This window comes from Glutamicibacter sp. BW80 (assembly GCF_002332385.1).
GTDB lineage: Bacteria > Actinomycetota > Actinomycetes > Actinomycetales > Micrococcaceae > Glutamicibacter.
The window spans coordinates 18,490-41,796 of the sequence record NZ_NRGV01000001.1 but is presented as its reverse complement, the minus strand read 5'-3'; the positions used below and the strand labels follow the sequence as shown (position 1 = coordinate 41,796).

Sequence of the window (23,307 nt, the reverse complement as noted above, 5' to 3'; positions counted from 1 at the left end):
AGCGTGTGAGGGAGACCCGGTGGCCAAGAAGAAGAAAAAGCAAGTAAAGCAGGGACACCCCGGACGCGTTCAGGCTCCGGTGGTGTCCATAGGTCGAGTGAAGGTCGACCGCGGGCTGGATGCGCTGTCGCCTGAATTCGTGCGCTGGTACGGCCAGCGGCGGCAGGATTCGGAAACCGCGTTGCTCGCCTTGGCGGCCGTGCGCGAAACGTTGGGGATGTACGCCGAAGTCGTAGGACTTGAATCCGTCACCGAGTTCAACGCACCCAAGCTGTTCGGGGTGTTGAACTCCATGATCGAATTCGAGGAAGCCGAAGAGCCGGAAGATCTTTCCGGGGAACTGCGCATGGTGCTCTACATGGCCTGGGCAGACTACCTTGATTTTATCGAGGATACCGGCCGCTGGACCCAAGACCCCGCCGAGCTGAGTTGGTTGCGCGGCAATCTGGAGACCGCGGATCCGTTTAGCGCAGAAGCTCTTTCCTCGCCCGGGAATCCTGGTGCGTTGGAGGAGCAGGCGCTCGCCGAACTGCGCCAGCTTCCCATCGTGGAATTGGGGCATGGGCTGGCCCGCTGGTGCATCGGGAAGGGCGCCGCCGAATGGGGTGCTGGCCCGGGAGAACAATTCCTGGCTGCCGCCGCCAAGGCCTTGGAGAGCGAACTTCCCAAGGGGCTGGACGAGGCGCAAACCGAGCTGGTGGTTTCCCAGGCCATCGCTTCGCTCGCGATGGCCGGCATCATCACCCTCGAAGCGCACGCGTCGCCGAAGGCCGGACCCGCCGCCGAGGAATTCCACAAGTCCGAGGGACAGCAGGCGTTCTCCGCGAACTATGCCTTCCTGCAGGCATTCCTCGATCTCTTCCTCGAAGCGCCCGAGGACGCCGATGAAGAAACCTTGGAAGCCTGGGGGCTGTCCAACCTCTGGCTGCTTGAAGCCATCGAAGGATCCGCGCATCTGGTGGCCGCGCCGCGAGATGAGCAATGGTCGCCGGCGGCCTGGGCACAGGCCCACCAGCGGCTGGGCGAATTGCGGATCCTCGGCTTGGTCGAGGAAGGCGAGCGCTACACCCTCCCGCGCCTCGTCGCGGCGACCCTCACCGACCTGGACGATGATGAGCTCGATGAGGAAGATCTGCAAGACGATGAGCTGGACGCGCTCTTCGGCTTCGATTCGGAAGAGCCCAAGCGGGAAAAGCGTGCCGAACCCTATGCGGGCAAGGTGCTGCAGCTGAAGCTGGGCCTGAAAGAGGCCAAGCCGCCGATCTGGCGCCGGGTGCTGGTGCCCTTGGATCTGCACCTGGGCGACCTGCACGACATCATCCAGGCAAGCTTCGACTGGTACGACGGGCATCTGCACGAGTTCCGCTCGGGCGGATATGGCGGCACCAGCTACGGGCCCGATATCGAGCATATGGAGTATGACGAAGACGAGTCAGGTGTCCTGATTTCCGAACTGCTCAAAGCCGAAAAGGACCGGCTGGACTACGCCTATGATTTCGGTGATGGCTGGGAGATCCGCATCGAGGTGGAAAAGGTGCTCGATTCCGAGGCCGGGGCGCTGCCGCGCTGCACCGGAGGCCGCCGCATGGCACCGCTCGAAGACAGCGGCGGCACCTGGGGCTGGTCGGAAAAAGTCGCCGCCATCGGCGACCCCGCCCATCCAGAGCACGGGGAAGTCATGGAATGGCTCGGAGATATGGGCCTCGATGAGATCGATCCGGCCGCCTTCAGCATGCAGCAGATCAACGAAGCACTAGACCAGGAGTTCTAGCCAAAGGTCGCTCAGCCGCACAAGCTTTGGCTAGCCTTGCGGTTGGTCGTTTTGACCGGAGCCTTTTCGGCGCCCTCGATCTCAAGATAGTCCTGGCCGAGGAGCAGCTGGACGCCTTCTATTGGCGCCTTGACGGGACGAAGATCCAGGTCAAGTTCCTTGGCCAAGGCCTTGGCCGTCTGCCGCGCTTCCTGGGTGTCGGCGGCCAGCAGCCGCGTTGCCGCCTGGGGAGCTTCGGCGGTATCAATTTCGGAGACTGAGAAGCCCTGCGCGGTTGCTTTGGCGGCGAACTGCGATGCCAGCTGATTCACTCGCGCGCCGTTGGTGATTTGCACGGCAGTCTCGCGCGAGCTGGCCGCTGGTGCCGCTTCAGCTTTCGAGCTCTCTTCATCGCCTAGATTTACCGGGGTGTCTGCGCTCAACCGCTCGAAGATCGTGGACGCCTCGGGGGCGGGGACAACACGGTTGCGGTTCTGCGGGGCCGGCTGCCAAGGCATGGTCATAAAGGTGATTTCCCCGGTGGGCACCGCTTGGATTCGGGTGGCCAGCGAGGCAAGCTGAGCCAGGGAGCTGAGTCCCGGATCAACGGTCATCGATGAGGTGACCGCATCCAGGAAGGAATAAAGCCGGTCCGGCCGGGTGAGCGTTTCACGGCTCGTGGCCCGTTGGGCGACGGCCGACATCACCATCTGCTGATGGCCCAGGCGGGCGATATCGCTGCCGTCCCCGACGGCATGCCGGGTGCGGGCCAAGGCCAGTGCGTCTTCTCCCTTGACTATTTGATTGCCCGCCGGGAGATCCAGGTTCGCCTTGGGGTCCTGCATCTGATCGGCCAGGCACACGTCGATGCCGTCGAGCGCGTCAACGATGGAAATGAAGCCCTCGAAATTGACTTCGATGAAGTGGTCGAGATCCACGCCGGTCAGGGATTCAACGGCGGCTACCGAGCAGGCGGGACCGTAGTTCAGTGCCGAATTGATCATCCCGTGGCCGCCTGTGTAATGCCCGTGGCCGGTATCCGCGCAGGCGGGAATCTCGAGCAATGTATCGCGCGGGATCTGCACCGCGTCGATGCGCTCATTGCCGGCGGCCAGATGAACGAGCACCATGGAATCGCTGCGCGCCGATCCGTTGTCCTTGCCGAATTCCGTTGAGCTAAAGGTCCGGCTGTCCGACCCCAGCAGGAGGATGTTCATGCCCCGGCTGGAATCGGGTACCCGCTGCTCCGTGGCGCGCATCGCGGCGGTGGAGATATTTCCCTGAAGCCGGAACCAGGCCGCTCCGACACCGACGACCAGTGCCAGGACCAGCGCCGCGGCGATGATGCGAAAATTGCGCTTGCGTCGCGAAGAATTTTTCCTGGTGGGCGTTGCGGGCCGCTGATGGGTCATAGCTCAGGTCTCCTGCGAAAGTCAGGCGGGAATATCTACACCAGCCGACCATGCAAGAGATGGATCGCACCAATAGCCAAAGTGTGCGGACCCATGCATTTTCCCTATGTATCTGCCCGCCACCCGGACTTTCCGCGGGAGCGCAGATTCCGCGAGATCTGCGTCTCACAGGTGATCCAGGAACTCCTCCAGGGCGGGGTTCTTGAACGAGTCCTTCCGGAAGATTGCTCCGATGGGCCGTCCGGCATCGGCGGCTAGCGGAACCTGCAGTCCGCCGAAGACTTCGGCGGTGCTGGCCAGCACCTGGGGAACCATGGTGATGCCGCCAACGGCGATGCTCAGCTGGACCAGGGCGTCGCGCTGCGTGGTGGTGATGATGCGTGGCGCGGTGACGCCGAGGTTTCGGTAGACCTCATCGGTGATCAGCCTGGTGGAGGTCCCCTGCGGCAAGGTGACCAGCGTGAGCCCGCCGAGCAGTTCGGCGTCCAACGCGGTGCGCACCGCGTGGGCCAAATCGGTGGAAAGAACCGCCGTGAACCTCTGCTTGCGCACGAAGCGCGCCTGAAGGTCGGCGGGGATGCGCTCGTCCACGCCGAATGCGAGATCTGCGCGTCCCAGGCGTACCGAGTCGATCAGCTGTTCGTGATCCTCGACGCTGACGATTTCGATTTGGATCCCGGGATGATTGCGGTGGAACGGGCCGAGATATTCCGGAAGGACTCCGGCAATGAGCCCGAATCCAGAGACCGGGTTGAAGAAGCCAGCGCATCGATCGAGGAGATCTCGCGCAGGGCTCGCCGCCCGGCCGGGATGATGCTCCGCCCGGCCTCGGTGAGCAGCATATTCCGTCCCGCGGCCCGGAAGACCGGCATGCCCAGGGTTTGCTCCAGCGCTCGAATCCTGCGTGACAGCGAAGGCTGGGAAATTCCGAGGATATCCGCCGCGGCGGTGAAGGATCCGTAGTCCACCACGGTGATCACGGCCGCGATCTGAGCTAGGGAAATATTGCTGGAGCTGAGGTGGTTGGCCATAAATCGGACGTCCCTTGTGAACTATGACTGCATCTGGCGTGATTGCAGGGAAACGGTAGCATGCTCCGGCGCTTCGCCGAGCTCCATCCTGTGCCTGCGGGATTATCTGGGGGAAGGCTCAGGAGCGTTGGCGGTGCCTATGGTGGAGGCTCGGATGACCAGCTTCGGGGTGAAGACAAACTGCTCGCGGACCGCATTTTCGCCGGCTTCGGCTTCGCGCAACAGGACATCGACCGCGGTGCGCCCGATTTCTTCGGCCGGCTGGCGCACGGTGGTGATCGGGACGACGGCCGACTCGGCGAACGCTATATTGTCGTATCCGACCAGCGCAATGTCCTCTGGAACCTTCAGCTTCCCGGACATCACGAACGCCTGCAGGATGCCTAAAGCCAGTAGATCGTTGGCGGCAAAAACACCGTCCGGGCGTTGCCCGGGCGTCATGGCCAAGATGCGTTCTCCGGCGGCGCGGCCTTCGATGACGCTCAGCTGCTTGGTAGGCAGATATTCGAGGGCTGCATCCGAAGTGCCGGCAATGACCGATTGCGCGCCTTCCAGACGATGCCGGACCTGTTCAATGCTTTGCGGACCGCCGACAAAGGCAATGCGCTTTCGTCCCAGCTCGACGAGGTGCTGGACGGCGATTCGGCCGCCCTCTACGTCGTTGACGGAGACCGAAGAGAAGCTGCGGTCTCCGCTTCCGCGGTCCACCAAGACCACCGGGGTCCCGGATTCGCGGATGCGCCAAAGCCGGCTCAGGTCGCTGTGCATGGGGGAGATGAGCACTCCGGCGACGCGCTGCTGATCAAAAAGGTCAAGCAGCTGCTGTTCGGTGGTCAGCGAGCTATCGCTGGCGCCCATCAGCACCGTGTAGCCGTTTTCCAGGGCCCGGTGCTGGGCTCCCTGGGTGACGTCCATGAAGAACGGATTTCGGGCATCGAGGATCACCAGCCCGAAGCTGCGGCTGTGCCCGGCCCGCAGCTGGCGGGCGGCGTCATTGCGCACGAATCCGAGCTTGTCGATGGCCTCGGTGACCTTGCGAACCGTCGCCGGTGCGACGACCTCTGGGCGGTTGAGTACATTGGAGACCGTTCCGACCGAAACACCTGCCGCGCGAGCGACTTCCTTCACGCTTACCGACACGTAGTTTCCCGCCTTTGCCCCGATGGTCTTCTCCCGAGTATATCGCGCGGCGCCCGCTCGGCTTGCCATGCGGTACAGGATTGAATGGATTCAATTAATTTTGGCAGATTTCTGGATTCTGCTTGAACTTGAGCCATGTTCTGGTCTAAAGTCGGTCAAGTTCGGTGATTGAAACGATTCATTAAGGGTCGATCATCACCGACTCAGCGTCACAAGCATTCAACGAAGAGGGCAACGCATGAACAGGGTTTGTTTTCAGCTGCAGGTCAAGCCGGACCGGCTCGCCGAATACGCCGAACGCCACGCCGCCGTCTGGCCAGAGATGCTGCGGGCAATCAACGACGCGGGACGCCGCAACTACTCGCTCTTTCTCCGTGCCGATGGCCTGCTGATCGGCTACTACGAAACCGCCGACGACGCAGCCGCCCAGGCCGCACTGGATGCGGATCCACGCACCTCGGCCTGGGAGGCGCAGATGTCCGAGTTCTTCATCTCCCTCCACGGACGCCCCGATCAGGGCGCGCCGCGCCTGAGCGAGGTATTCAACCTCGAAGACCAGCTGGCCCAGCTCTAAACGGCGACACCGGCAACCCAATTCCACCACCGCAGAAGGAGAGATCCATGGGCGCTAAGCTGACCCCCGAGATCCTGACCACCCTTGAACGATTGGCCATCGAAGTCCCTTCCTGGGCCTACGGCAACTCCGGCACCCGCTTTAAGGTGTTCGGCACCCCGGGCACCCCACGCGACGCCTATGAGAAGATCGCCGACGCCGCGCAGGTCAACCGCCTGACCGGACTGGCTCCGGCCGTGGCCCTGCACATTCCGTGGGATAAGGTGGCGGACTTCGGCTCGCTGCGCACTCACGCGAACGACCTCGGGGTGGAACTGGGAACCATCAACTCCAACACCTTCCAGGACGACGAATACAAGTTCGGTGCGCTGACCCACGAAGATCCAAAGGTCCGCCGGAAGGCCATCGACCACCACATCGAGTGCGTAGACGTCATGGACGCCACCGGCTCCCAGGACCTGAAAATCTGGCTGGCCGAGGGCTCGAACTACCCGGGTCAGGCAGATATGCGCGGACGTCAGGACCGGCTTTCGGACTCGCTGTCCGAAATCTACGCCCGGCTGAGCGGCGAGCAGCGCCTGGTGCTCGAGTACAAGTTCTTCGAGCCCTCCTTCTATCACACCGATGTTCCGGACTGGGGCACCTCCTACGCCCAGGTGGCCGCGCTCGGCGAGCGGGCGTTGGTCTGCCTGGATACCGGGCACCACGCCCCGGGCACCAACATCGAGTTCATCGTGATGCAGCTGCTGCGCCTGGGCAAGCTCGGCTCCTTCGACTTCAACTCGCGCTTCTACGCGGATGACGACCTGATCGTCGGCTCCGCCGACCCGTACCAGCTCTTCCGCATCATGGCCGAGGTGGCCCGCGGCGGCGGACTGGATATCGATACCCCGATCACCTTCATGCTCGATCAGTGCCACAACGTGGAAAACAAGATCCTCGGCCAGATCCGCAGCGTGCTGAACGTGCAGGAAATGACCGCCCGCGCGCTGCTCATCGACCGGGTCGCCTTAACCGAGGCGCAGCTCTCCGGCGATGTGCTGGCCGCCAACGACCTTTTCATGAACGCGTTCTACACCGATATCCGCAGCGAACTCGCAAACTGGCGTGAATCGCGTGGCCTGCCTGCGGACCCGATGGAAGCCTTCCGCGCCTCGGATTACCAGAGCCGCATCGAAGCCGAACGCGCCGGCGGCGTGCAGGCAGGGTGGGGTGCCTGATGGCAACGGCACTGGCGAAAAAGCGCGGCATCAGCGGCTGGAAAGCCACCATTGCGGTGGCCATGAGCAACTACATCGAAGCCGGGGCAATTATTGCCCTGGCCACCAGCCTGACCCTCTGGCAGGGTGCCTTCGGATTTGATGACGGCATGGTCGGGGTCATCGCGGCGATCTCCGCCAACGCCTTCGGCGCCGCGGTGGGTGCGCTGATCGGCGGCCCATTGTGCGACCGGCTAGGACGCAAATTCATCTACACCTACGACCTGATCGTGTTCATGGTCGGTGCGCTGATGATTACCTTCGCCGCCAGCACCGTGCTGCTGATTATCGGCGTGATCCTCATGGGCATCGCCGTGGGCGCCGGAGTTCCGGCTTCCTGGACCTACATTGCCGAGGAGGCTCCGCAGGAGTCGCGCGCAGCGCACGTGGGAACCGCGCAGCTGGCCTGGTCTTTCGGCCCGGCGGTCGGCTTTGCCCTGGCCATCATGGTGGCACCGCTAGGGGTGAATGGGTCCCGGCTGATCTTCTTCCACCTGTTCATCGTCGCCGCGATCACCTGGTGGGTGCGCCGCGGGCTTCCCGAATCCACCCGGTGGAAGCAGCAGCGCGCGGAGGAAATCGCCTCCGGAGCCAAGATCTCCTTCTTCTCCGGCATCAAGGGGCTGCTGGCCGAACGCAAGAACTGGTCGGCGCTGTTCTTCCTGCTCGGGGTGTACGGACTATGGAATACCGTGGCCGGCCAGGCCGGTATCTTCCAGCCACGCGTGTACGCGGCGGCCGGCGTCGAGTCGGCCACGCAGCAGAACCTGCTGCAGGTTCTGGTCTGGGTGCTCACCGCGGCCGCCACCTACTTCGGCTTCATGAAGTACGGGGACCGGGTCTCACGCCGCTGGCTGTACTTTGGCGGAGCCGCCCTGGGCGTTGTCGCCTGGGTGGTGCTGATCTTCGCCCCTCCGGGAGCCTTCTCCCTGCTGTTCTTCGCCTGCGCCTGGGGCATCTCCGCCGGTTTGGGAGCCCAAGCCTTCTACGGCCTATGGACCGCGGAACTCTTCGCCACCAAATACCGCGCCAGCGCACAGGGCGTGCTGTTCATGCTCGCCCGGGTCCTGGTCGGCTTGCTGTCCCTGGTCTTCCCGGTCCTGCTCTCCGGCATCGGGCTGGAAAAGCTCGGCCTGCTGATCATCGGCCTGCTGGTAGTTGCCCTGCTGATCGGCACCATCTGGGCGCCGGAAACCCGCGGCAAGTCCCTCGAAGAAATCGAAGCCCAGCGCTACGGCACCAAGATCAACGCCTAATACGACTCAAGGATTGAACACAGACATGTCGAGAGAAACCATGACCATCAGCACCGCAGAACAGCTCATCAGCCGTTCAAACCGCCTCGGTGCGGAAAAGAAGAACACCAACTATGCCGGCGGCAACACCTCGGCCAAGGGCTTCGAGCCCGACCCGGTCACCGGAGAACAGATTGAGCTGCTCTGGGTCAAGGGATCGGGCGGAGACCTAGGCACCCTGACCGAGAAGGGCCTGTCGACCCTGCGGCTGGACCGGATGCGCTCGTTGGCCAACGTCTACCCGGGTGTGGACCGCGAAGATGAGATGGTGGCGGCTTTTGACTACTGCCTACACGGCAAGGGCGGAGCCGCACCCTCTATCGATACCGCCATGCACGGCCTGGTGGACGCGCCCCATGTAGACCACCTGCACCCGGATTCCGGCATCGCCATCGCCACCGCCAAGGATGGAAAGGAGCTGACCGCGCAGATCTTCGGCGGCAAGGTGCTCTGGGTGGACTGGCGCCGCCCGGGCTTCCAGCTGGGACTGGATATCGCCGCAATCAAGGATGAAAACCCGAACGCCGTCGGCTGCATCCTCGGCGGACACGGCATCACCGCGTGGGGCGAGACCTCCGAGGAATGCGAAGCCAACTCGTTGTGGATCATCGACACCGCCGCGGACTACATCAGCGAACACGGCAAGGCCCAGCCATTCGGGGCCCAGCTGCCCGGCTTCGAAGCACTGCCGGAAACCGAACGCCTAGCGCGCGCCGCCGCCCTGGCACCGACCCTTCGCGGTCTGGCCTCGAGAGACAAGCCGATGATTGGCCACTTCACCGACGACGAGCGAGTCCTTGATTTCCTGGCGAGCGAAAAACTAGCCGAACTTGCCGCACTGGGCACCTCCTGCCCGGATCACTTCCTGCGCACCAAGATCAAGCCAATGGTGCTGGATCTTCCGGCCACCGCTACCCTTCAGGAGCAGCTGGCCCGATTGGCCGAATTACACGTGGAATACCGTGCCGACTACCAGGCCTACTACGACGCCCACAAGGATGAAAGCTCCCCGGCCATCCGCGGCGCCGACCCGCTGATCGTGCTGATCCCCGGTGTTGGCATGTTCTCCTACGGTGCAAATAAGCAGACCGCCCGCGTGGCCGGTGAGTTCTACCTGAACGCCATCAATGTGATGCGTGGCGCCGAAGCACTGTCAACCTACACGCCGATCTCCGACGCGGAGAAGTTCCGCATCGAGTACTGGGCGCTGGAAGAAGCCAAGCTGGCTCGCATGCCTAAGCCGAAGAGCCATGCCGGGCGCATCGCCCTGGTTACCGGCGCCGCGTCGGGCATCGGCAAGGCGATCGCTACCCGGCTGGCCGCCGAAGGTGCTTGCGTGGTCATTGCCGATCTGGATTTGGCCAAGGCGCAGGCCGCGGCCGCGGAATTGGGCAATGCCGATGTGGCCGTCGGAGTCGCCGCAAATGTGGCCGATGGCGCGGCCGTCCAGGCGGCCATGGACGCCGCGGTGCTCGCCTTCGGCGGTATCGACCTGGTGGTGAACAACGCCGGACTGTCGCTGTCCAAGAAGCTGCTGGAAACCACCGAAGCGGACTGGGACCTGCAGCACGACGTGATGGCCAAGGGCTCCTTCCTGGTGTCCAAGGCGGCGGCCCAGGTGCTGATCGACCAGCGCATGGGCGGAGACATCATTTACATCTCCTCCAAGAACTCCGTCTTCGCCGGCCCGAACAACATCGCCTACTCGGCCACCAAGGCCGACCAGGCCCATCAGGTGCGCCTGCTGGCCGTGGAACTCGGCGAACACGGGGTCCGCGTGAACGGGATCAACCCCGACGGAGTGGTGCGCGGCTCGGGCATCTTCGCCTCGGGCTGGGGCGCCAACCGCGCCGCCACCTACGGGGTAGACGAGGAAGACCTCGGCCAGTTCTACGCGAACCGCACCATCCTCAAACGTGAAGTGGTCCCGGAGAACGTGGCGGATGCCGTGTACGTGCTCACCGGTCCGGAGCTGACCCGCACCACCGGCCTGCACATCCCGGTCGACTCGGGTGTTGCGGCGGCCTTCCTGCGATGAGTTCGAATTTGGACACCGCACCTGTTGCGGCCATCGATCTGGGCGCCACCAGCGGCCGAGTAATGCTCGGCCAGCTGGTGGACGGCAAGGTTGAACTCAGCCTGGTGCATCGCTTCGCCAACGGCGCGGTTGCGCTGTCCACGTTGGGAGACGGGGCGGACACCGGGGCGCTGGCCTGGGACATCGACCAGCTGTGGGAAGAAATTCGCCACGGGTTGGCGATGGCCTTCGCCCAGCAACCCGACATCGCTTCCATCGGCGTGGACGCGTGGGCGGTGGACTATGCGCTGCTGAAAAATGGGCAACGTCTGGGGCAGATACGGCACTACCGGGATCCGCGCAATGAGCTCGCCGTCCCGGCGCTGGAAGCCAGCTTTGACCGAAAGGAGTTGTTTGCCCGCAACGGCTTGCAGTTCCTGCCTTTTAATACGGTGTATCAGCTGGAAGCCGAACGGCAAGAATCCCGGCTGGCCCAAGCCGATACGCTGCTCTTGGTCCCGGACTACATCAACTATTTGTTGACGGGAATGGCGCGCAGCGAGTGGACCAATGTCTCCACCACCGGGCTGTTGAACCTGAACTCCGGGACGTGGGACGCGGAACTGAGCGAGCATTTGCAAGTCGCTAGCTTGCTAGCTCCCTTGATTCGCCCGGGTGAAGTGGTCGGAAACTTGCGTGGATCGCTGGCTCGCGAGTTCGGAGCCCACGCTGAGGTCAGGGTGCTCGCTGTCGCCTCGCACGACACGGCAAGCGCCGTGGCGGCCACCCCGTTGGCGAGCGCGCATTCGGCCTATATTTCGTGCGGCACCTGGGGATTGGTGGGGGTTGAGCTCCAGTCGCCGGTGCTTGAGCCACGTGCGCAGGAAGCGGGTTTCACCAACGAGCTGGGCCTCGACGGAACCGTCAGATTCCTGAAGAATGTGACCGGAACTTTTCTGCTCAGCGAGGCAATACGAGAATGGAATGAGCAGGCCGAAACCGACGGCAGCGACAGCGTGAAGCTGGAGCAGCTCTTGGCGCAGGCCGAACAGCTGGGGGTCCCTGGCACGCTCATCGACCCGCAGGCCGATAGCTTCCTGGCTCCGGGGGCAATGCCCGAACGGATCAGCGACGCGGTCATCGAAGCAGGTGGCAAGAAGCCGGAATCCCGAGCTGAGATCATTCGAATCGTGATCGAGTCCCTCGCCGAGAGCTTCGCCACCCAGGCGTTCAGGGCCGCAGCACTTGGCGGGTTTGTGCCTGACGCGATTCACCTTGTGGGTGGTGGTTCGCAAGGCAGTTTGCTCTGCCAGCGTACCGCCGATCGTGCGGGAATCCCGGTCATCGCCGGACCGGTCGAATGCACGGCCCTGGGCAATGTGCTGGTGCAATTGCGTGCCATGGAATCGCGCCCCTGGACCACGGGGGAAGTGCGTGAGCTGGTACGAAAATCTGTTGATTGGGTGAGCTACCAACCCAGGCTGGCAAAAAACTTGGTATGAGATTCGTGTGGGCATCTCGTATCAGCGCTGTTCATAGCCCATGAATAGTGCCAAGACCTAGTGAACGAAGATCTTCTTCATTCGCTAGGTCTTGTACTTTAATGCGCCGTGAGACAAAACTGGCGCAAACGAAGGCAGCCGCAAATTCGGCGGCTGCCTTCGGCGAGTGTGTTGACCGTGCCTAGTTGCCGCGCTGCACAAATACGACAGTATCTTCCAAGGTCGCCGGTTTGCCGTCGGGATCGGTGACCTCGCGTTCGACAATTTCGGCTCGCAGGATTGTCCACGCATTCGAGTCCAGGCTCAGCGATTCCAGCTCGGAATCCGGGGTGGGGAATCGATGCTGAGCCATTTGTTCGTTGGAGGCCCAGGAGGGGGCCGCGGCGTGCGAAACCGCCAGCAAATGCCCGCCCGGGGCTACGAGCGAGGCGGCCTTCTGCATGATTTCTGCCCGCGGAATTTCGAAGGGGGCTTGGAAAAAGCTCAGGGTCACCAGGTCAAATCGCTCTTCGCTGTCCCAGGTGGTGAGATCCTCCGCGATGAAGCTGGCGTCTTTCTCGCTGAGTCCCTGCTCCTTTGCCGCGGAGCGTGCCCGTTCAACCGCGGTCGCAGCAATATCGACACCGGTTGCTTGCCATCCCTTGTTCGCCAGCCAGATGGTGTCTGCACCCTCTCCGCAACCGAAGTCCAGAGACCTGCCCGCGGGAAGATCTGCCACGATCTCGGCAAGCATTTTGTTGACGTTCCCGGACCAGATCCGTTCGGACTGTCCGTAGTGGCTCTCCCAGAAGGCCACCGCGTCCGGTGCTGTGGTGTGGTGGTGTTCGTGCATTGAGTCCCCGCTTAGCGATCATTGAAAGTAATGCCTTCAGCCTAAGGTGATTCCGCGATGCTGGCATCCGAATTTGCCTCACGCGCAAAAAGTGGGATCGCAATCGATGAAATTCACTCGTGGAGAGCCAAAGTTCGAGATAATTCGCACCCCGGTGGATGCGGAGCGAATGAGTGCGAGCCGGGCTCAGCCCGTAGGCTTTAACAAAACGAATCCGCACAAGAACCAAGGACATTTCATGGCCAGCAAAAAGAAGCAGGGCAAGAAGAACTCGGGCGCAGGAAACCCCGCAAAAGCAGCACAGCGCGGCCGCAGCGTCTTCAAAGTCCAGGCAGAAATTTCGGTAGATGCGATGCGCGAGGACTACGCCGCGTGGGTCACCGAAACCGTGCCGGCCTTCGGCGCCGCGGAAGCCGCTCAGATCGCTGAGATCCAGCTGGGCGTGGTGCGCTCGGTCGGCGCCGAATATGCCGAACTGGCGCGCAGCTCCAATCTGCGAGATATCGACCCAGAGCTCTTCGGACAGGTATTCGCCGAATTCTTGGTGAACCTGCCTGAGGGCCTCGAAGCCGAGCCAATCTTCACCGCCTGGCTGGACTACTTCTCCTTCCTGACCTCCCGTGGAACCTGGGAAGGCGGGGAAGAGAACCTCACCGAACTACGTGAACTGCTCGACGACGCGCTGAAGGGTTTCGCCGAGGAAGACGCGGAGCTGTGCGCACTGCTGCGCGGCACTGAACTGTACGCCAAGGTCAAGGCCTTCTCCGAAGCTCTGGGAGACGGCGTGGACATCAGCGCGTTCAGCGAAGCCGACAATGAGGCACGGGTTCGCGTGATGAACGCGGTCGGTGTGGACGCGGCGACGGTGAAGGTCGACGAGCCAGCCCCGGATGTGTTCGCCCACGTCTGGAACGCGGCCATACTCTCAGTTGTTGACCCTTCCGGCGGCAAGATCGTTCGCGACGAAGAGGCCTTCGCGCACTTTGTCGAAGGCGAAGAATCCGAGAGCGCGCAGCTGCTCTTCGAGATGGGCGTCGGCTGCGTGCAAAGCCACCTTATCCCTAACGATGCCTTCACCGAACGCGACGAAGCATTCTTCCTGGTGCTGCGGAATCTGCTGGTCACCGCCGTCACCGGCCGTGAGGCTGACTTCGAAGGGCTACGCCGCAATTGCGGTCCGAAGAACTTCGACGCGGTTCTTCCCGAAGCTCGTGAGGCACTGGCCTCGCTGGCGGCGTTCGGGCTGCTTCAGGTCAAGGGCGAAGAGTACGGTGTTGACGAGCGACTGCTACCGGTCATTTCTGCAGGCCTGAGCGAAGCGGAGAGCCTGATCGAAGAATCGGAATAGGCTTGCCGGCTACTCCGGGGAATCCTCCGCTCTGGCGAAAGCAATTTTGATGAGCTGACGCAGGATCTCCATGTCGATATCCTCCAGCTTTTTCACGTAAACACAGCCTGCTCCCTCGGTGTATTTTCCTAGCCGGGGGAGCAGTTGTGCGCCAGCTTCCTGATCTTTCAACCCGTAGATGGACAGTTGCGCCTTGCGGGGAGAGAAACCGGTCTTGAGCCAGATTCCGGTGTTCCTGGAGTTTGATGGTGAGACGTAGGTGTACTGCCCGTAGCCAATAATCGATGGCCCCCACAGCACCGGTTCAGCCCCTGTGACCTCGCGAAAGATGCTGTTGAGCAGTTGGCCGTCTTCGCGTCGTTTTATCGGGGTGGCCGACTGGATGAAGTCCTCCACGCTTGCGTTGGTAGGTCGGGTTTTCGCGGTGCTCACGTGGTCACCGGTTCGGGCGCTTGGAATATGGAAGAGATCTTGCGGTATTGCTTGCTGCCCATGGCCAGCAAGGCCGCAACCACCATGATTAGCCCCGCGCCGAGGAAGATGAGCGCGATACCTCGTGCATCACCCTGGCCTACAAGCCAGCCGAGGCTCGCATCGCCCTCTTCGGTTTTCATGAATGGAATGATCAGGTACTGGGCCACCGGGGCAATCATGAATGCGGTGATGGGTGCTGCCGCGGCCTCCATCATCTGCGCAAACCCGAAGACCCGCCCCTGGCGCCGGAAGGGTACGACTTTCTGGATCACGGTCTGCTCGGAGGCTTCAACCGCCGGGATCAGGATCATGTACAGCCAGATTCCCAGAATATAGAGCCAGGTCCATTCTCGAATGGTGAAGAGCGCACCGAGCATGCCCATCACCACCACGGCCAGCAAAAGGGTTCGAATCGGGTTCTTGCCCAGACCGAACTTGGCGATGAGCAGACCGCCAATGATGAACCCCGTCGAAGCTAGGCCAAAGACGATGCCCCAGGCTTCTACGCTCATGATCGTCAGCCCGTAGGGATCCATCAGCGCCATGTAGACCCCGCCGATGAAGTTGTTGAACATGGAGAATATGATCAGGGCGAACAGGCCAGGGATGGCCAGAACGGTGGTGAATCCGAGTTTGAGGTCGGTCCGCTTGGTATGCCCCGGTTCCACCTCGGGTGCTTCTTCGGGCAGCGAAACCGTCAGCAAATGTATGAGCGTCACCACGACCAGGACCAACGCCAGGGTGAGCGTCCACCCCATGCCCAGCAGGCCAATGGACAACCCGCTGAACACGCTGGTGACGATGAAAGCGATGCCCTGAACCGTACCGACCAGCCCATTGGCGTTGGCGTGGCGTTCCACGGGAATCAGCAGGGTTACGGTGGTCGACAAGGCGATGCCACGCATCTGCTCCACCACGGCGCCGATGAGAATGACTCCGCAGAACAACCAGAATTGCCAGCCGCCGATATTCAGAATGGATTCGGTGGGCAGCCACAGGTAGATCAACGCTGCCAAAGTGAACATGAGCGCGGTGAACACTGCAGAGAATACGAACACCGACTTCTTCTTGTGGTTGTCCACGATGGTTCCGAACACCATGGAGAACAGCGCAATCAGCAGCATAAAGGTACCGCCGATGATTCCGGTGGCCATCACGTTTTCGGTTTCGAGGTAGACCCAGAACGTCAGCGCAAACCACAAGTAGCTCGTGGTGAGGTTTGCTACCGCCGTGTTGACGAGGATATGCATGAAGGATCGTTGCCCGTCGCGTGGAACCCCTGGGTTCGGTGCGATCGAGTCTAGTTCACGATCCGGAGGTACATCGGTCATCGGAAGGGTCCCATGTTCATATGGTGCGCCAGTGTGTAGTAGTGAAAAGAATACTGACAACTACCGACAATGTCAGCGGGCCCGATAGGTAGCAACAGAACTTGTTGGCTCACTTGTCTTCGCGCAGATTATTATTCGGCAGGTCACATCCGGGAAATCAGGCTGTCATCGGATGTTGCAAGGCTATGAATATGGAAATCATCTTCAGGCACGTTAGCGCCTCCGATCCGGCCGTGGAATTATCGATCTCTGAGCATTTGCGTGAGATGAGCCCGACCGCGCCGCCGGAAAGCCGCCACGCGCTGAACAGCACACAGCTCGGGGAAAACCACATGACGATATTTGCCGGCTATCTCGGAGGCCAGATCGCAGCCTTGGGGGCGTTGCGGAACCTGGACAAGTCGAGAGCCGAGTTGAAAAGCATGCGCACCGCAGCGGCGCACCGCGGCAGGGGTTTAGGCCGAGCGATGCTGGAACGTTTGATCGGGCACGCCCGTGCGACCGGCATCAGCGATCTCTATTTGGAGACGGGAACACACGATCATTTCATTCCGGCACGCCAACTATATGCCTCGGCCGGGTTCACAGTTTGCGAACCGTTCGGTTCCTATGCCGAGGACCCGCACAGCGTCTTCATGCATCGTCGGCTCGACTGAATCGGGCGCTGCGCGCCTTAGGCGCCGAGTTTCCCGCCCAAGCGTTCGCGCATTCTCAGGCTTGCCTCGTTGAGGCCCAGTACCTGAACCTGCTTACCGTACTTCTCGTATTTATCCGTCACCGAATCCAGCGCTGCGATCGTGGAGGCGTCCCACAGATGGGAGGCGGACATGTCGATGATGATTCGTTGCGGATCACCGGCGTAGTCGAACTGGGTGTATAGGTCGTTGGAGGAAGCGAAGAACAATTCGCCGTCGACGGTGTAGATGGCCGCTTGGCCGTCCTCCACCCCGGTGACACTGCGTTTGACCGTCACGAAATGCGCTACCCGGTTGGCGAAGAGCACCACTGCGGTGAGCACGCCCAGGCCCACACCGATGGCCAGGTTGTTGGTGGCCACGGTGAAGACCACTGTGACAACCATGACCGCGGTTTCGCTCTTGGGCATCATCTTCAGCGTGCTCGGACGGATGCTGTGCCAATTGAACGTCGTGAACGACACGAAAATCATGATCGCGACAAGCGCCGCCATCGGAATCTGCGCCACGATGTCGCCGAAGAGTACCGCAAGCAAGAGCATGAACACGCCGGCAAACATGGTGGAGATGCGGGTACGCCCGCCGGAGGCCTTCACCCCGATCATGGTTTGGCCGATCATGGCGCAGCCGCAGATTCCACCAAAGAATCCGGTCACGATATTGGCGGTCCCCTGACCCCAGGATTCCCGGGTCTTGCTCGACGGGGTGTCGGTGATGTCATCTACGAGTTTGGCCGTCAGCAGCGATTCCAGTAGGCCAACGAATGCGACTGCCAACGCATAGGGCGCGATCACCTTCAAGGTCTCCACGGTGTAGGGAACCTGCGGGATGATGAAGAAGGGCAGCGAATCGGGCAGCTCTCCCTTATCTCCCACCGTAGGCACGGCGACCTTGGCGAACACGGTGATCAGGGTCAGCACCACGATTGCGACCAGCGGGGCGGGAACCGCCTTGGTGATCTTGGGGAAGAAATAGACTATGCCGAGCCCGAGCAGCACCAGCGGGTAAACGACCCACGGTACAGCCGTCAGCTCGGGCATCTGTGAGAGAAAAATCAGAATGGCCAAAGCATTGACGAAGCCGAGCATTACCTGTCTGGGGATGAACCGCATCAGCTTCGCCACACCTAGCAGGGCGAGGACGACTTGAAAGATTCCGGCGAGAATGACCGCGGCAAAGAGATAGTCCACCCCATGGCTGCGCACCAGGGGAGCGACCACTAGGGCCACCGCGCCGGCAGCCGCGGAAATCATCGCAGGACGGCCTCCGGTAAAAGCGATCACGATCGACATCGTGAACGAGGCGAAGATGCCGATTCTGGGGTCCACACCGGCAATGATCGAGAAGGCGATAACCTCCGGGATCAATGCTAGGGAGACTACTAACCCGGCCAGAAGCTCGGTTTTCAGAAGTCTCGGGGACTTCAGCGTGCGCCATACGGACTGGCGTTCTAGCGGAGTCAGGTCGGTGGCCACGATCGCCATAGGGGCTCCATTCAGTTAGACATCCCCGAATCGAAAATGCGGAGGGGACCTGACAGAATTATCTCATTTACCGAAGCCTCAGCGAGCGCCGAGTGCATGATGCGTACTACATGTCTTAGCCGAGCAGTCCAAACACTATTTTCGATTGGGGTCTCGGAGGATACCCCGAACTACGCTGGCTCTGTGGATGACGTTTTAAGTTCTGTTGGCGATCGGTGTGGGGTTTTCAACCCGGGAAGCCGGTGCGCCCTGTGGTGTGGGCGTGACGGCCATGGACGGCGCCCAACTGCCACCACCGTTTTCTCACGGAACCTCTCGCCGCTCGAGGGCGCCCGGCTTAACCAAGAATTCCCGCCGGCTAAGCCGGCGGGAATTCTAACGATCATCACTCGCACCTTCAATGAGGTAACTCCAGCCTAAGAGTCGACTCTGTGCTGGGGCTGAGTAATTCCGCGAGATAACCCGACAATCCAAGATCGGCCCGCTGACGAGGATTATCTTGTCGATTAACAAGAGCATCCCGCCGGTTGCCCGGCGGGATGCTCCCGATCATCACTCGCACCTTCAATGAGGTAACTCCACTCTAAGACAGGACTCTATGCTGGAGCTTTGGGTGGGCTCCGTATTCAAGCAACGGGTAGGTGGCACGCGATTTATCCCGGCACCGGATCCGCAAGAATTACGGATCCGTCTGGTGGCAGAAGAAGAGGTATCAGGTGAATGAGCTGGATGTTGGGTATTGGCGATCTCCGGCAAACACGGAATCTTGAGTTGGAAGGTCCCGTAGTACCGCTCGGTAGCTGATGCCGAAACGGCGGAAAGGTTTGCCGATCATTCCGTCGACAAATTTCGGGCCTTCGTCTGAACCGTCGGGCTCGGGCCGTCCGGTGAGTTGAACGGTTAAAAGTGAAAAGCTCCCGATGGATACAATCCATCGGGAGCTTTACGATCATCACTCGCACCTTCAATGAGGTACTTATAACTTTAAGCGCGCTTTCTGTGCAGGCACTTTGGCTGCGCTTCGGGTTTCCCGGTTCTAGAGCGTGCCGGGTCCAACGGGTATCTCTTCTCCGACATATACCTTGCCACCGCTTTCAAGGAACTGCCGGCTCTTCTCGGCCATCCCGGCCAATGCAGCCTGTGCCTCGGCGGATCCGTATTCATCCCGAATGTCTTGGGAGATCCGCATGGAGCAGAATTTCGGGCCACACATTGAGCAGAAGTGCGCGGTCTTCGCTGGTTCCGCCGGCAACGTCTCGTCGTGGTATTCCTGAGCGGTGACGGGGTCCAGTGAAAGGGAGAACTGGTCATTCCAGCGGAATTCGAAGCGCGCCTTGCTCAGCGCATCATCCCGCGCCGTGGCGCCCGGGTGGCCCTTGGCGAGATCCGCCGCGTGCGCCGCAATCTTATAGGTGATCACCCCGGTCTTCACATCATCCCGGTTGGGCAGGCCCAGGTGCTCTTTGGGCGTGACGTAGCAGAGCATCGCGGTGCCATAGCGGGCGATTTCGGTCGCGCCGATTGCGCTGGTGATGTGGTCATATCCCGGAGCGATATCGGTGACCAGCGGGCCGAGCGTGTAGAACGGCGCCCCGTCGCAAAGCTCCTGCTGGCGTTCCACATTCTCGCGCACCAGATGGAAAGGGATATGCCCGGGGCCTTCGACCATCACCTGAACATCATATTTCCAGGCACGCTTGGTCAACTCCGCCAAGGTATCCAGCTCGGCGAACTGGGCCGCATCATTCGCGTCCGCGATGGAGCCTGGACGCAGCCCGTCGCCCAGGGAGAATGCGACATCGTAGCGGGAGAAAATCTCGCAGAGTTCGTCGAAGTGGGTGTAAAGGAAATTCTCCTGATGATGCGCAAGGCACCAGCCGGCCATAATCGACCCGCCGCGGGAGACCATTCCGGTGACCCGGTTGGCGGTCAGCGGGATGTAGCGCAGCAGCACACCTGCATGAATGGTCATGTAGTCCACGCCCTGCTCGCACTGTTCGATGACCGTGTCGCGGAAGATCTCCCAGGTCAGTTCGTTCGCTTCGCCGTTGACCTTCTCTAGTGCTTGGTAGATCGGGACGGTGCCGATGGGGACCGGCGAGTTGCGGATGATCCATTCACGGGTGGTGTGGATATCGTCGCCGGTGGAAAGGTCCATCACCGTGTCGGCACCCCATTTGGTGGCCCACTGGAGTTTGGAGACTTCCTCGGCGATCGAGCTGGTCACCGCCGAGTTGCCGATGTTCGCGTTGATTTTTACCAAGAAGGCCTTGCCGATGATCATCGGTTCGGATTCCGGATGGTTGATATTCAGCGGAAGGATTGCCCGGCCGGCCGCTAGCTCGCTGCGCACCAGCTCGACGTCGCATTCTTCGCGCAGGGCCACATAGCGCATTTCCGGGGTGATGACCCCCTGCCGTGCGTAATGCATCTGGGTGACCCGCGTCCCGGGGGCCGAACGCAACGGTGGTGCCGAGCGCCCGGCCCATTCGGCGCTCGCCGTGCCGCGGCGGACCGCGGATCTGCCGTCGTCGTGCAGGTTGCGTTCGCGCCCTGCATAGTTTTCGACATCTCCACGCTCACGAATCCACGACTCTCGAAATGGTTTCAGCCCGGTGGTCGGGTCGCTTCCCGGGCCGCTGGTGCGGTACACCTGCAGCGGTTCGTTCGGCTCGCCGTTGGGGGCATCTGCCAGCTGGATCTGCGTGACGGGAACCGAAATTCCCGCAGACTCACGGTAGGCAAGGGTGTGGGCAGGGTGCTGTTCAAATTGTTCCACTGTGGGAAACTCACTTCCTTCGCCGGCATTACCCGGACAGGTTCAACGGTCGCGGACGGCGCTAGCCCGATCTCAGCCCCTGCGAGGGCACCCGTGTGGTCTCAAACAAGGTATCACGACTGGCAACGTGGTCTTGCAAGGAAGACGAGAAACTTTAAAGTGAAAGGCTCCCGTTGGGCAATATCCAACGGGAGCCTTACGATCATCACTCGCACCTTCAAGGAGGTGTCTACGACATTACCCGGGGTTTCTATGTCAAAGCTGAGCATAAACTCGGCAATTCCGAAGAGTCGGGGCGACTACTTGTTCAGGCTGAGTTCCTGCGATGCGTCGACTTCGATCGCGGGCTTCTTCCCGGCGTTAGGAATGCAGGCCGCCAAGATGGCCGCGACCACGGAAATGCCAGCTCCAAGTATCAGCGCCATGCGGAATCCGGATTCTGACGGTAGTGAAGCTCCGCCGAAATCGGTGGTCATCTGGGCCAGTACCAGGCCGATGACCGCGGCGCCTGTGGTGGTACCCAGTGAACGCATCAGCGTGTTAAAGCCATTGGCCGCAGCCGTTTCGCTGCGGGGGACTGCGCCCATGATGATCGCCGGCATGGCGCCGTAGGCCAGTGCCACGCCACCGTTGATGACGAGGCTGGTGAGCATCAGGCTCCACGCGCTACTCATGCCCAGCAGGGTCAGTCCGTAGCCGACGGCGATGACCGAAACGCCAAGTACCAGCGTGAACTTCGGGCCTCGTGCGTCGGAAAGCCGCCCGCCGACAGGGGAGAGCACCAGCATCATCAGGCCGCCTGGAGCCATCCAGAGGCCGGCTGCGAGAATCGACTGGCCCAAGCCATAGCCGGTCTGCGACGGCAATTGCAGGATCTGTGGCATGACCAGCATGCTGGCGTACATTCCGAAGCCGACGAAGATTGAGGCGATATTTGTCAGCAGCACGCGCGGAATAACAGCGGTGCGCAGGTCAACGAGTGGATCCTTGGTCCGTGTTTCCCAAATGCCCCAGAGCAGCAGCGTGAGGGCGGCGATTCCGAACAGGCCCAGCGTCAGCGGTGCCGCCCAGCCCCAAGAGGAGCCCTTGGAGACGGCAAGCATGAGCGAGATCAGGCCAATGCCCAGCCCAATGGCTCCCAGCCAGTCGAAGCGCTGTCCGGCGGCTCCTGCTGGCAGGGCAGGGATGAGTTTCCAGATGGCGATGACTACCAGCAGCGTGACTACCGCGCTGCCGTAGAACAGGGCGCGCCAGTTGGCGAAATCAATGACGGCGGCTGAGATCGGCATGCCAATTGCACCTCCGACGCCCAGCGTGGCGCTGACCGTGGCGATGGCCGAAGACAGGCGTTCCTTCGGAACCAGGTCACGGAGCATGGCGATGCCCAGTGGCACAATGCCCGAGCCAAGGCCCTGCAGCGCGCGGCCGACGATCATGACCTCCACCGTGGGGGCCATGGCGCACACGATGGAACCGAGGATCAGTGGCAGCGCCAGGATGAGCAGCATGCGCCGTTTGCCAAAGAGGTCGCCCAAGCGCCCGGAAATTGGTACTGCCACCGCGGCTGCAAGTAGCGTGGCGGTGATGATCCACGCGGTGTTTGACGCTGAGGTGCCAAAGATGCTGGGAAGCTGCGGGATCAGCGGCGTGACCATGGTCTGGGTGATCGACGACGCGATGCCCGCGGAGGCGAGAACGGCGACGGCTAGACCTGAGCCGGGAATCCCGGCAGAGGTGGGTTTGGACACGAGAGCCTCTCAGAATGAATGTGTAAGATACATAAAATGTTCATAATACATGTTCGGGTATGATCGAATGAGTAGAAGTGGAGAATTAGGTACATGAAACGCCGCACAGCAGATATCGAGTATGAGCAAACGCTGCTCAGCCGCTACACCATCGCGCAGCGCCGAAGCGGTGATGGCTTGGATCGCAGCGTCTATCTGCTGATGAGCCGCATCGAAGTCCAGGGGCCGATGTCGATCGGTGAAATGAGCACGGTTTTTCTCCTCGACGCCTCGACCCTGCAACGTCAAACCACCACCGCTGTGCGGGACGGCTATCTCGAACGAATCCTCGATCCGGCGGGCAGTGTTGCGCGAAAGTTTGCCTTGACCGAACTGGGGCAGCAGCGGCTCACGGAGGTTCGCGAGCATTCGGTCAGCGCAATCGACCGCATTACCTCGGATTGGCCGGCCGAAGAAGTCAACAAATTCGCAGAACTTCTGCATAAGTTCAACGCGTCAATCGAGGACTACCGCGAACAGCAGGGCGGTAAGTAGTCGGCTACGCGTCAAGGGTGCGTAATGCATATAAATCAGCTCGCTGGTGCTCAAAAGTATGTATGCCTGCCTATATTCCCGGGATTCAAGAGCACCTAATGT

General features: G+C 61.4%; 19 protein-coding genes and 1 riboswitch. Of the genes, 9 read left to right on the top strand and 10 right to left on the bottom strand.

The genetic code is table 11. The annotated features are described in order from the left end of the window. The first annotated feature begins 19 nt into the window (after positions 1-19). Entirely contained in the window at positions 20-1,771 is a 1,752-nt protein-coding gene (locus tag CIK76_RS00180; protein ID WP_096282694.1) for a plasmid pRiA4b ORF-3 family protein, read from the top strand. Positions 1,772-1,782: 11 nt separating this feature from the next. On the opposite strand, the gene CIK76_RS00175 is transcribed toward CIK76_RS00180, so the two are convergent. From CIK76_RS00175 to CIK76_RS00165, 4 genes are all read right to left on the bottom strand, one after another. Next, complete coding sequence (locus tag CIK76_RS00175; RefSeq protein ID WP_176484035.1) at positions 1,783-3,162, bottom strand: LCP family protein; 1,380 nt, start codon at positions 3,160-3,162, stop codon at positions 1,783-1,785. Positions 3,163-3,327: 165 nt separating this feature from the next. Continuing rightward, a complete protein-coding gene (locus CIK76_RS00170) occupies positions 3,328-3,831 on the bottom strand; it encodes a substrate-binding domain-containing protein (RefSeq protein WP_255248303.1) in 504 nt (167 codons plus the stop codon). Beyond that, positions 3,795-4,193, bottom strand: coding sequence for a LysR family transcriptional regulator (locus tag CIK76_RS19235; RefSeq protein WP_176484034.1), 399 nt, complete (start codon positions 4,191-4,193; stop codon positions 3,795-3,797). Before CIK76_RS19235 ends, CIK76_RS00170 begins: the two co-directional genes overlap by 37 nt. A gap of 102 nt (positions 4,194-4,295) precedes the next feature. After that, positions 4,296-5,402: a LacI family DNA-binding transcriptional regulator gene (locus CIK76_RS00165; protein WP_343251934.1), complete on the bottom strand. Its 1,107-nt coding sequence runs from the start codon at positions 5,400-5,402 to the stop codon at positions 4,296-4,298. Between the two features lie 169 nt (positions 5,403-5,571). Between CIK76_RS00165 and CIK76_RS00160 the strand changes: the two genes are divergently transcribed. The 5 genes from CIK76_RS00160 to CIK76_RS00140 are packed head-to-tail and all read left to right on the top strand — an operon-like array spanning position 5,572 to position 11,980. Continuing rightward, entirely contained in the window at positions 5,572-5,907 is a 336-nt protein-coding gene (locus CIK76_RS00160; protein WP_096257458.1) for an L-rhamnose mutarotase, read from the top strand. Between the two features lie 47 nt (positions 5,908-5,954). Continuing rightward, on the top strand, positions 5,955-7,127 hold the full coding sequence (gene rhaI, locus CIK76_RS00155; RefSeq protein ID WP_096257460.1) for an L-rhamnose isomerase: 1,173 nt from the start codon (positions 5,955-5,957) through the stop codon (positions 7,125-7,127). Then, on the top strand, positions 7,127-8,422 hold the full coding sequence (locus CIK76_RS00150; RefSeq protein WP_205738301.1) for an MFS transporter: 1,296 nt from the start codon (positions 7,127-7,129) through the stop codon (positions 8,420-8,422). The genes rhaI and CIK76_RS00150 overlap by 1 nt, the downstream gene beginning before the upstream one ends. Before the next feature lie 40 nt (positions 8,423-8,462). Next, positions 8,463-10,499, top strand: coding sequence for a bifunctional aldolase/short-chain dehydrogenase (locus tag CIK76_RS00145; protein WP_096282691.1), 2,037 nt, complete (start codon positions 8,463-8,465; stop codon positions 10,497-10,499). Further along, positions 10,496-11,980 (top strand): rhamnulokinase family protein, encoded by a 1,485-nt coding sequence (locus CIK76_RS00140; RefSeq protein WP_096282689.1) that lies wholly within the window; start codon positions 10,496-10,498, stop codon positions 11,978-11,980. The genes CIK76_RS00145 and CIK76_RS00140 overlap by 4 nt, the downstream gene beginning before the upstream one ends. A 181-nt stretch (positions 11,981-12,161) precedes the next feature. Here the strand turns inward: CIK76_RS00140 and CIK76_RS00135 are convergent, their stop codons facing one another. Then, positions 12,162-12,812, bottom strand: a complete 651-nt coding sequence (locus CIK76_RS00135) for a class I SAM-dependent methyltransferase (protein ID WP_096282688.1) — start codon at positions 12,810-12,812, stop codon at positions 12,162-12,164. A 238-nt stretch (positions 12,813-13,050) separates the two neighbouring features. Between CIK76_RS00135 and CIK76_RS00130 the strand changes: the two genes are divergently transcribed. Next, positions 13,051-14,160, top strand: a complete 1,110-nt coding sequence (locus CIK76_RS00130; protein WP_096282686.1) for a hypothetical protein — start codon at positions 13,051-13,053, stop codon at positions 14,158-14,160. Between the two features lie 9 nt (positions 14,161-14,169). Here CIK76_RS00130 and CIK76_RS00125 read toward each other — a convergent pair whose 3' ends face one another. Together CIK76_RS00125 and CIK76_RS00120 are read right to left on the bottom strand one after the other, a co-directional pair. Then, positions 14,170-14,592 (bottom strand): DUF1801 domain-containing protein, encoded by a 423-nt coding sequence (locus CIK76_RS00125; RefSeq protein WP_096282684.1) that lies wholly within the window; start codon positions 14,590-14,592, stop codon positions 14,170-14,172. Continuing rightward, positions 14,589-15,884: an MFS transporter gene (locus CIK76_RS00120; protein ID WP_255248302.1), complete on the bottom strand. Its 1,296-nt coding sequence runs from the start codon at positions 15,882-15,884 to the stop codon at positions 14,589-14,591. The genes CIK76_RS00125 and CIK76_RS00120 overlap by 4 nt, the downstream gene beginning before the upstream one ends. Positions 15,885-16,156: 272 nt before the next feature. Between CIK76_RS00120 and CIK76_RS00115 the strand changes: the two genes are divergently transcribed. Continuing rightward, positions 16,157-16,621 carry a GNAT family N-acetyltransferase gene (locus tag CIK76_RS00115; protein WP_240520576.1) on the top strand — a complete coding sequence of 155 codons (465 nt, stop codon included), beginning with the start codon at positions 16,157-16,159 and terminating at the stop codon, positions 16,619-16,621. A 17-nt stretch (positions 16,622-16,638) separates the two neighbouring features. Here CIK76_RS00115 and CIK76_RS00110 read toward each other — a convergent pair whose 3' ends face one another. The 3 genes from CIK76_RS00110 to CIK76_RS00100 form a co-directional block, all read right to left on the bottom strand. Then, positions 16,639-18,144: a SulP family inorganic anion transporter gene (locus CIK76_RS00110; protein WP_096282681.1), complete on the bottom strand. Its 1,506-nt coding sequence runs from the start codon at positions 18,142-18,144 to the stop codon at positions 16,639-16,641. 1,036 nt (positions 18,145-19,180) lie between these two features. Continuing rightward, a complete protein-coding gene (gene thiC, locus CIK76_RS00105; protein WP_096282679.1) occupies positions 19,181-20,923 on the bottom strand; it encodes a phosphomethylpyrimidine synthase ThiC in 1,743 nt (580 codons plus the stop codon). Then, positions 20,921-21,028, bottom strand: a riboswitch (TPP riboswitch). (Overlaps the previous gene by 3 nt.) Before the next feature lie 194 nt (positions 21,029-21,222). Then, positions 21,223-22,671, bottom strand: coding sequence for an MFS transporter (locus CIK76_RS00100; protein WP_096282677.1), 1,449 nt, complete (start codon positions 22,669-22,671; stop codon positions 21,223-21,225). 93 nt (positions 22,672-22,764) lie between these two features. Here CIK76_RS00100 and CIK76_RS00095 point away from each other — a divergent pair, with 93 nt between their 5' ends. Next, positions 22,765-23,205: a MarR family winged helix-turn-helix transcriptional regulator gene (locus tag CIK76_RS00095; protein ID WP_096257478.1), complete on the top strand. Its 441-nt coding sequence runs from the start codon at positions 22,765-22,767 to the stop codon at positions 23,203-23,205. The last annotated feature ends 102 nt before the right edge of the window (positions 23,206-23,307 follow it).

Bases quoted from the DNA above. Each gene is read 5' to 3' on its own strand.
- CIK76_RS00130 (WP_096282686.1), top strand. From the start codon at position 13,051: ATGGCCAGCAAAAAGAAGCAGGGCAAGAAGAACTCGGGCGCAGGAAAC.
- rhaI (WP_096257460.1), top strand. From the start codon at position 5,955: ATGGGCGCTAAGCTGACCCCCGAGATCCTGACCACCCTTGAACGATTG.
- CIK76_RS00160 (WP_096257458.1), top strand. From the start codon at position 5,572: ATGAACAGGGTTTGTTTTCAGCTGCAGGTCAAGCCGGACCGGCTCGCC.
- CIK76_RS00095 (WP_096257478.1), top strand. From the start codon at position 22,765: ATGAAACGCCGCACAGCAGATATCGAGTATGAGCAAACGCTGCTCAGC.
- CIK76_RS00150 (WP_205738301.1), top strand. From the start codon at position 7,127: ATGGCAACGGCACTGGCGAAAAAGCGCGGCATCAGCGGCTGGAAAGCC.
- CIK76_RS00120 (WP_255248302.1), bottom strand. From the start codon at position 15,884: ATGCATATCCTCGTCAACACGGCGGTAGCAAACCTCACCACGAGCTAC.
- CIK76_RS00135 (WP_096282688.1), bottom strand. From the start codon at position 12,812: ATGCACGAACACCACCACACCACAGCACCGGACGCGGTGGCCTTCTGG.
- CIK76_RS00165 (WP_343251934.1), bottom strand. From the start codon at position 5,402: ATGGCAAGCCGAGCGGGCGCCGCGCGATATACTCGGGAGAAGACCATC.
- CIK76_RS00110 (WP_096282681.1), bottom strand. From the start codon at position 18,144: ATGGCGATCGTGGCCACCGACCTGACTCCGCTAGAACGCCAGTCCGTA.
- CIK76_RS00145 (WP_096282691.1), top strand. From the start codon at position 8,463: ATGACCATCAGCACCGCAGAACAGCTCATCAGCCGTTCAAACCGCCTC.
- CIK76_RS00115 (WP_240520576.1), top strand. From the start codon at position 16,157: ATGGAAATCATCTTCAGGCACGTTAGCGCCTCCGATCCGGCCGTGGAA.
- CIK76_RS19235 (WP_176484034.1), bottom strand. From the start codon at position 4,193: ATGGCCAACCACCTCAGCTCCAGCAATATTTCCCTAGCTCAGATCGCG.
- CIK76_RS00140 (WP_096282689.1), top strand. From the start codon at position 10,496: ATGAGTTCGAATTTGGACACCGCACCTGTTGCGGCCATCGATCTGGGC.
- CIK76_RS00175 (WP_176484035.1), bottom strand. From the start codon at position 3,162: ATGACCCATCAGCGGCCCGCAACGCCCACCAGGAAAAATTCTTCGCGA.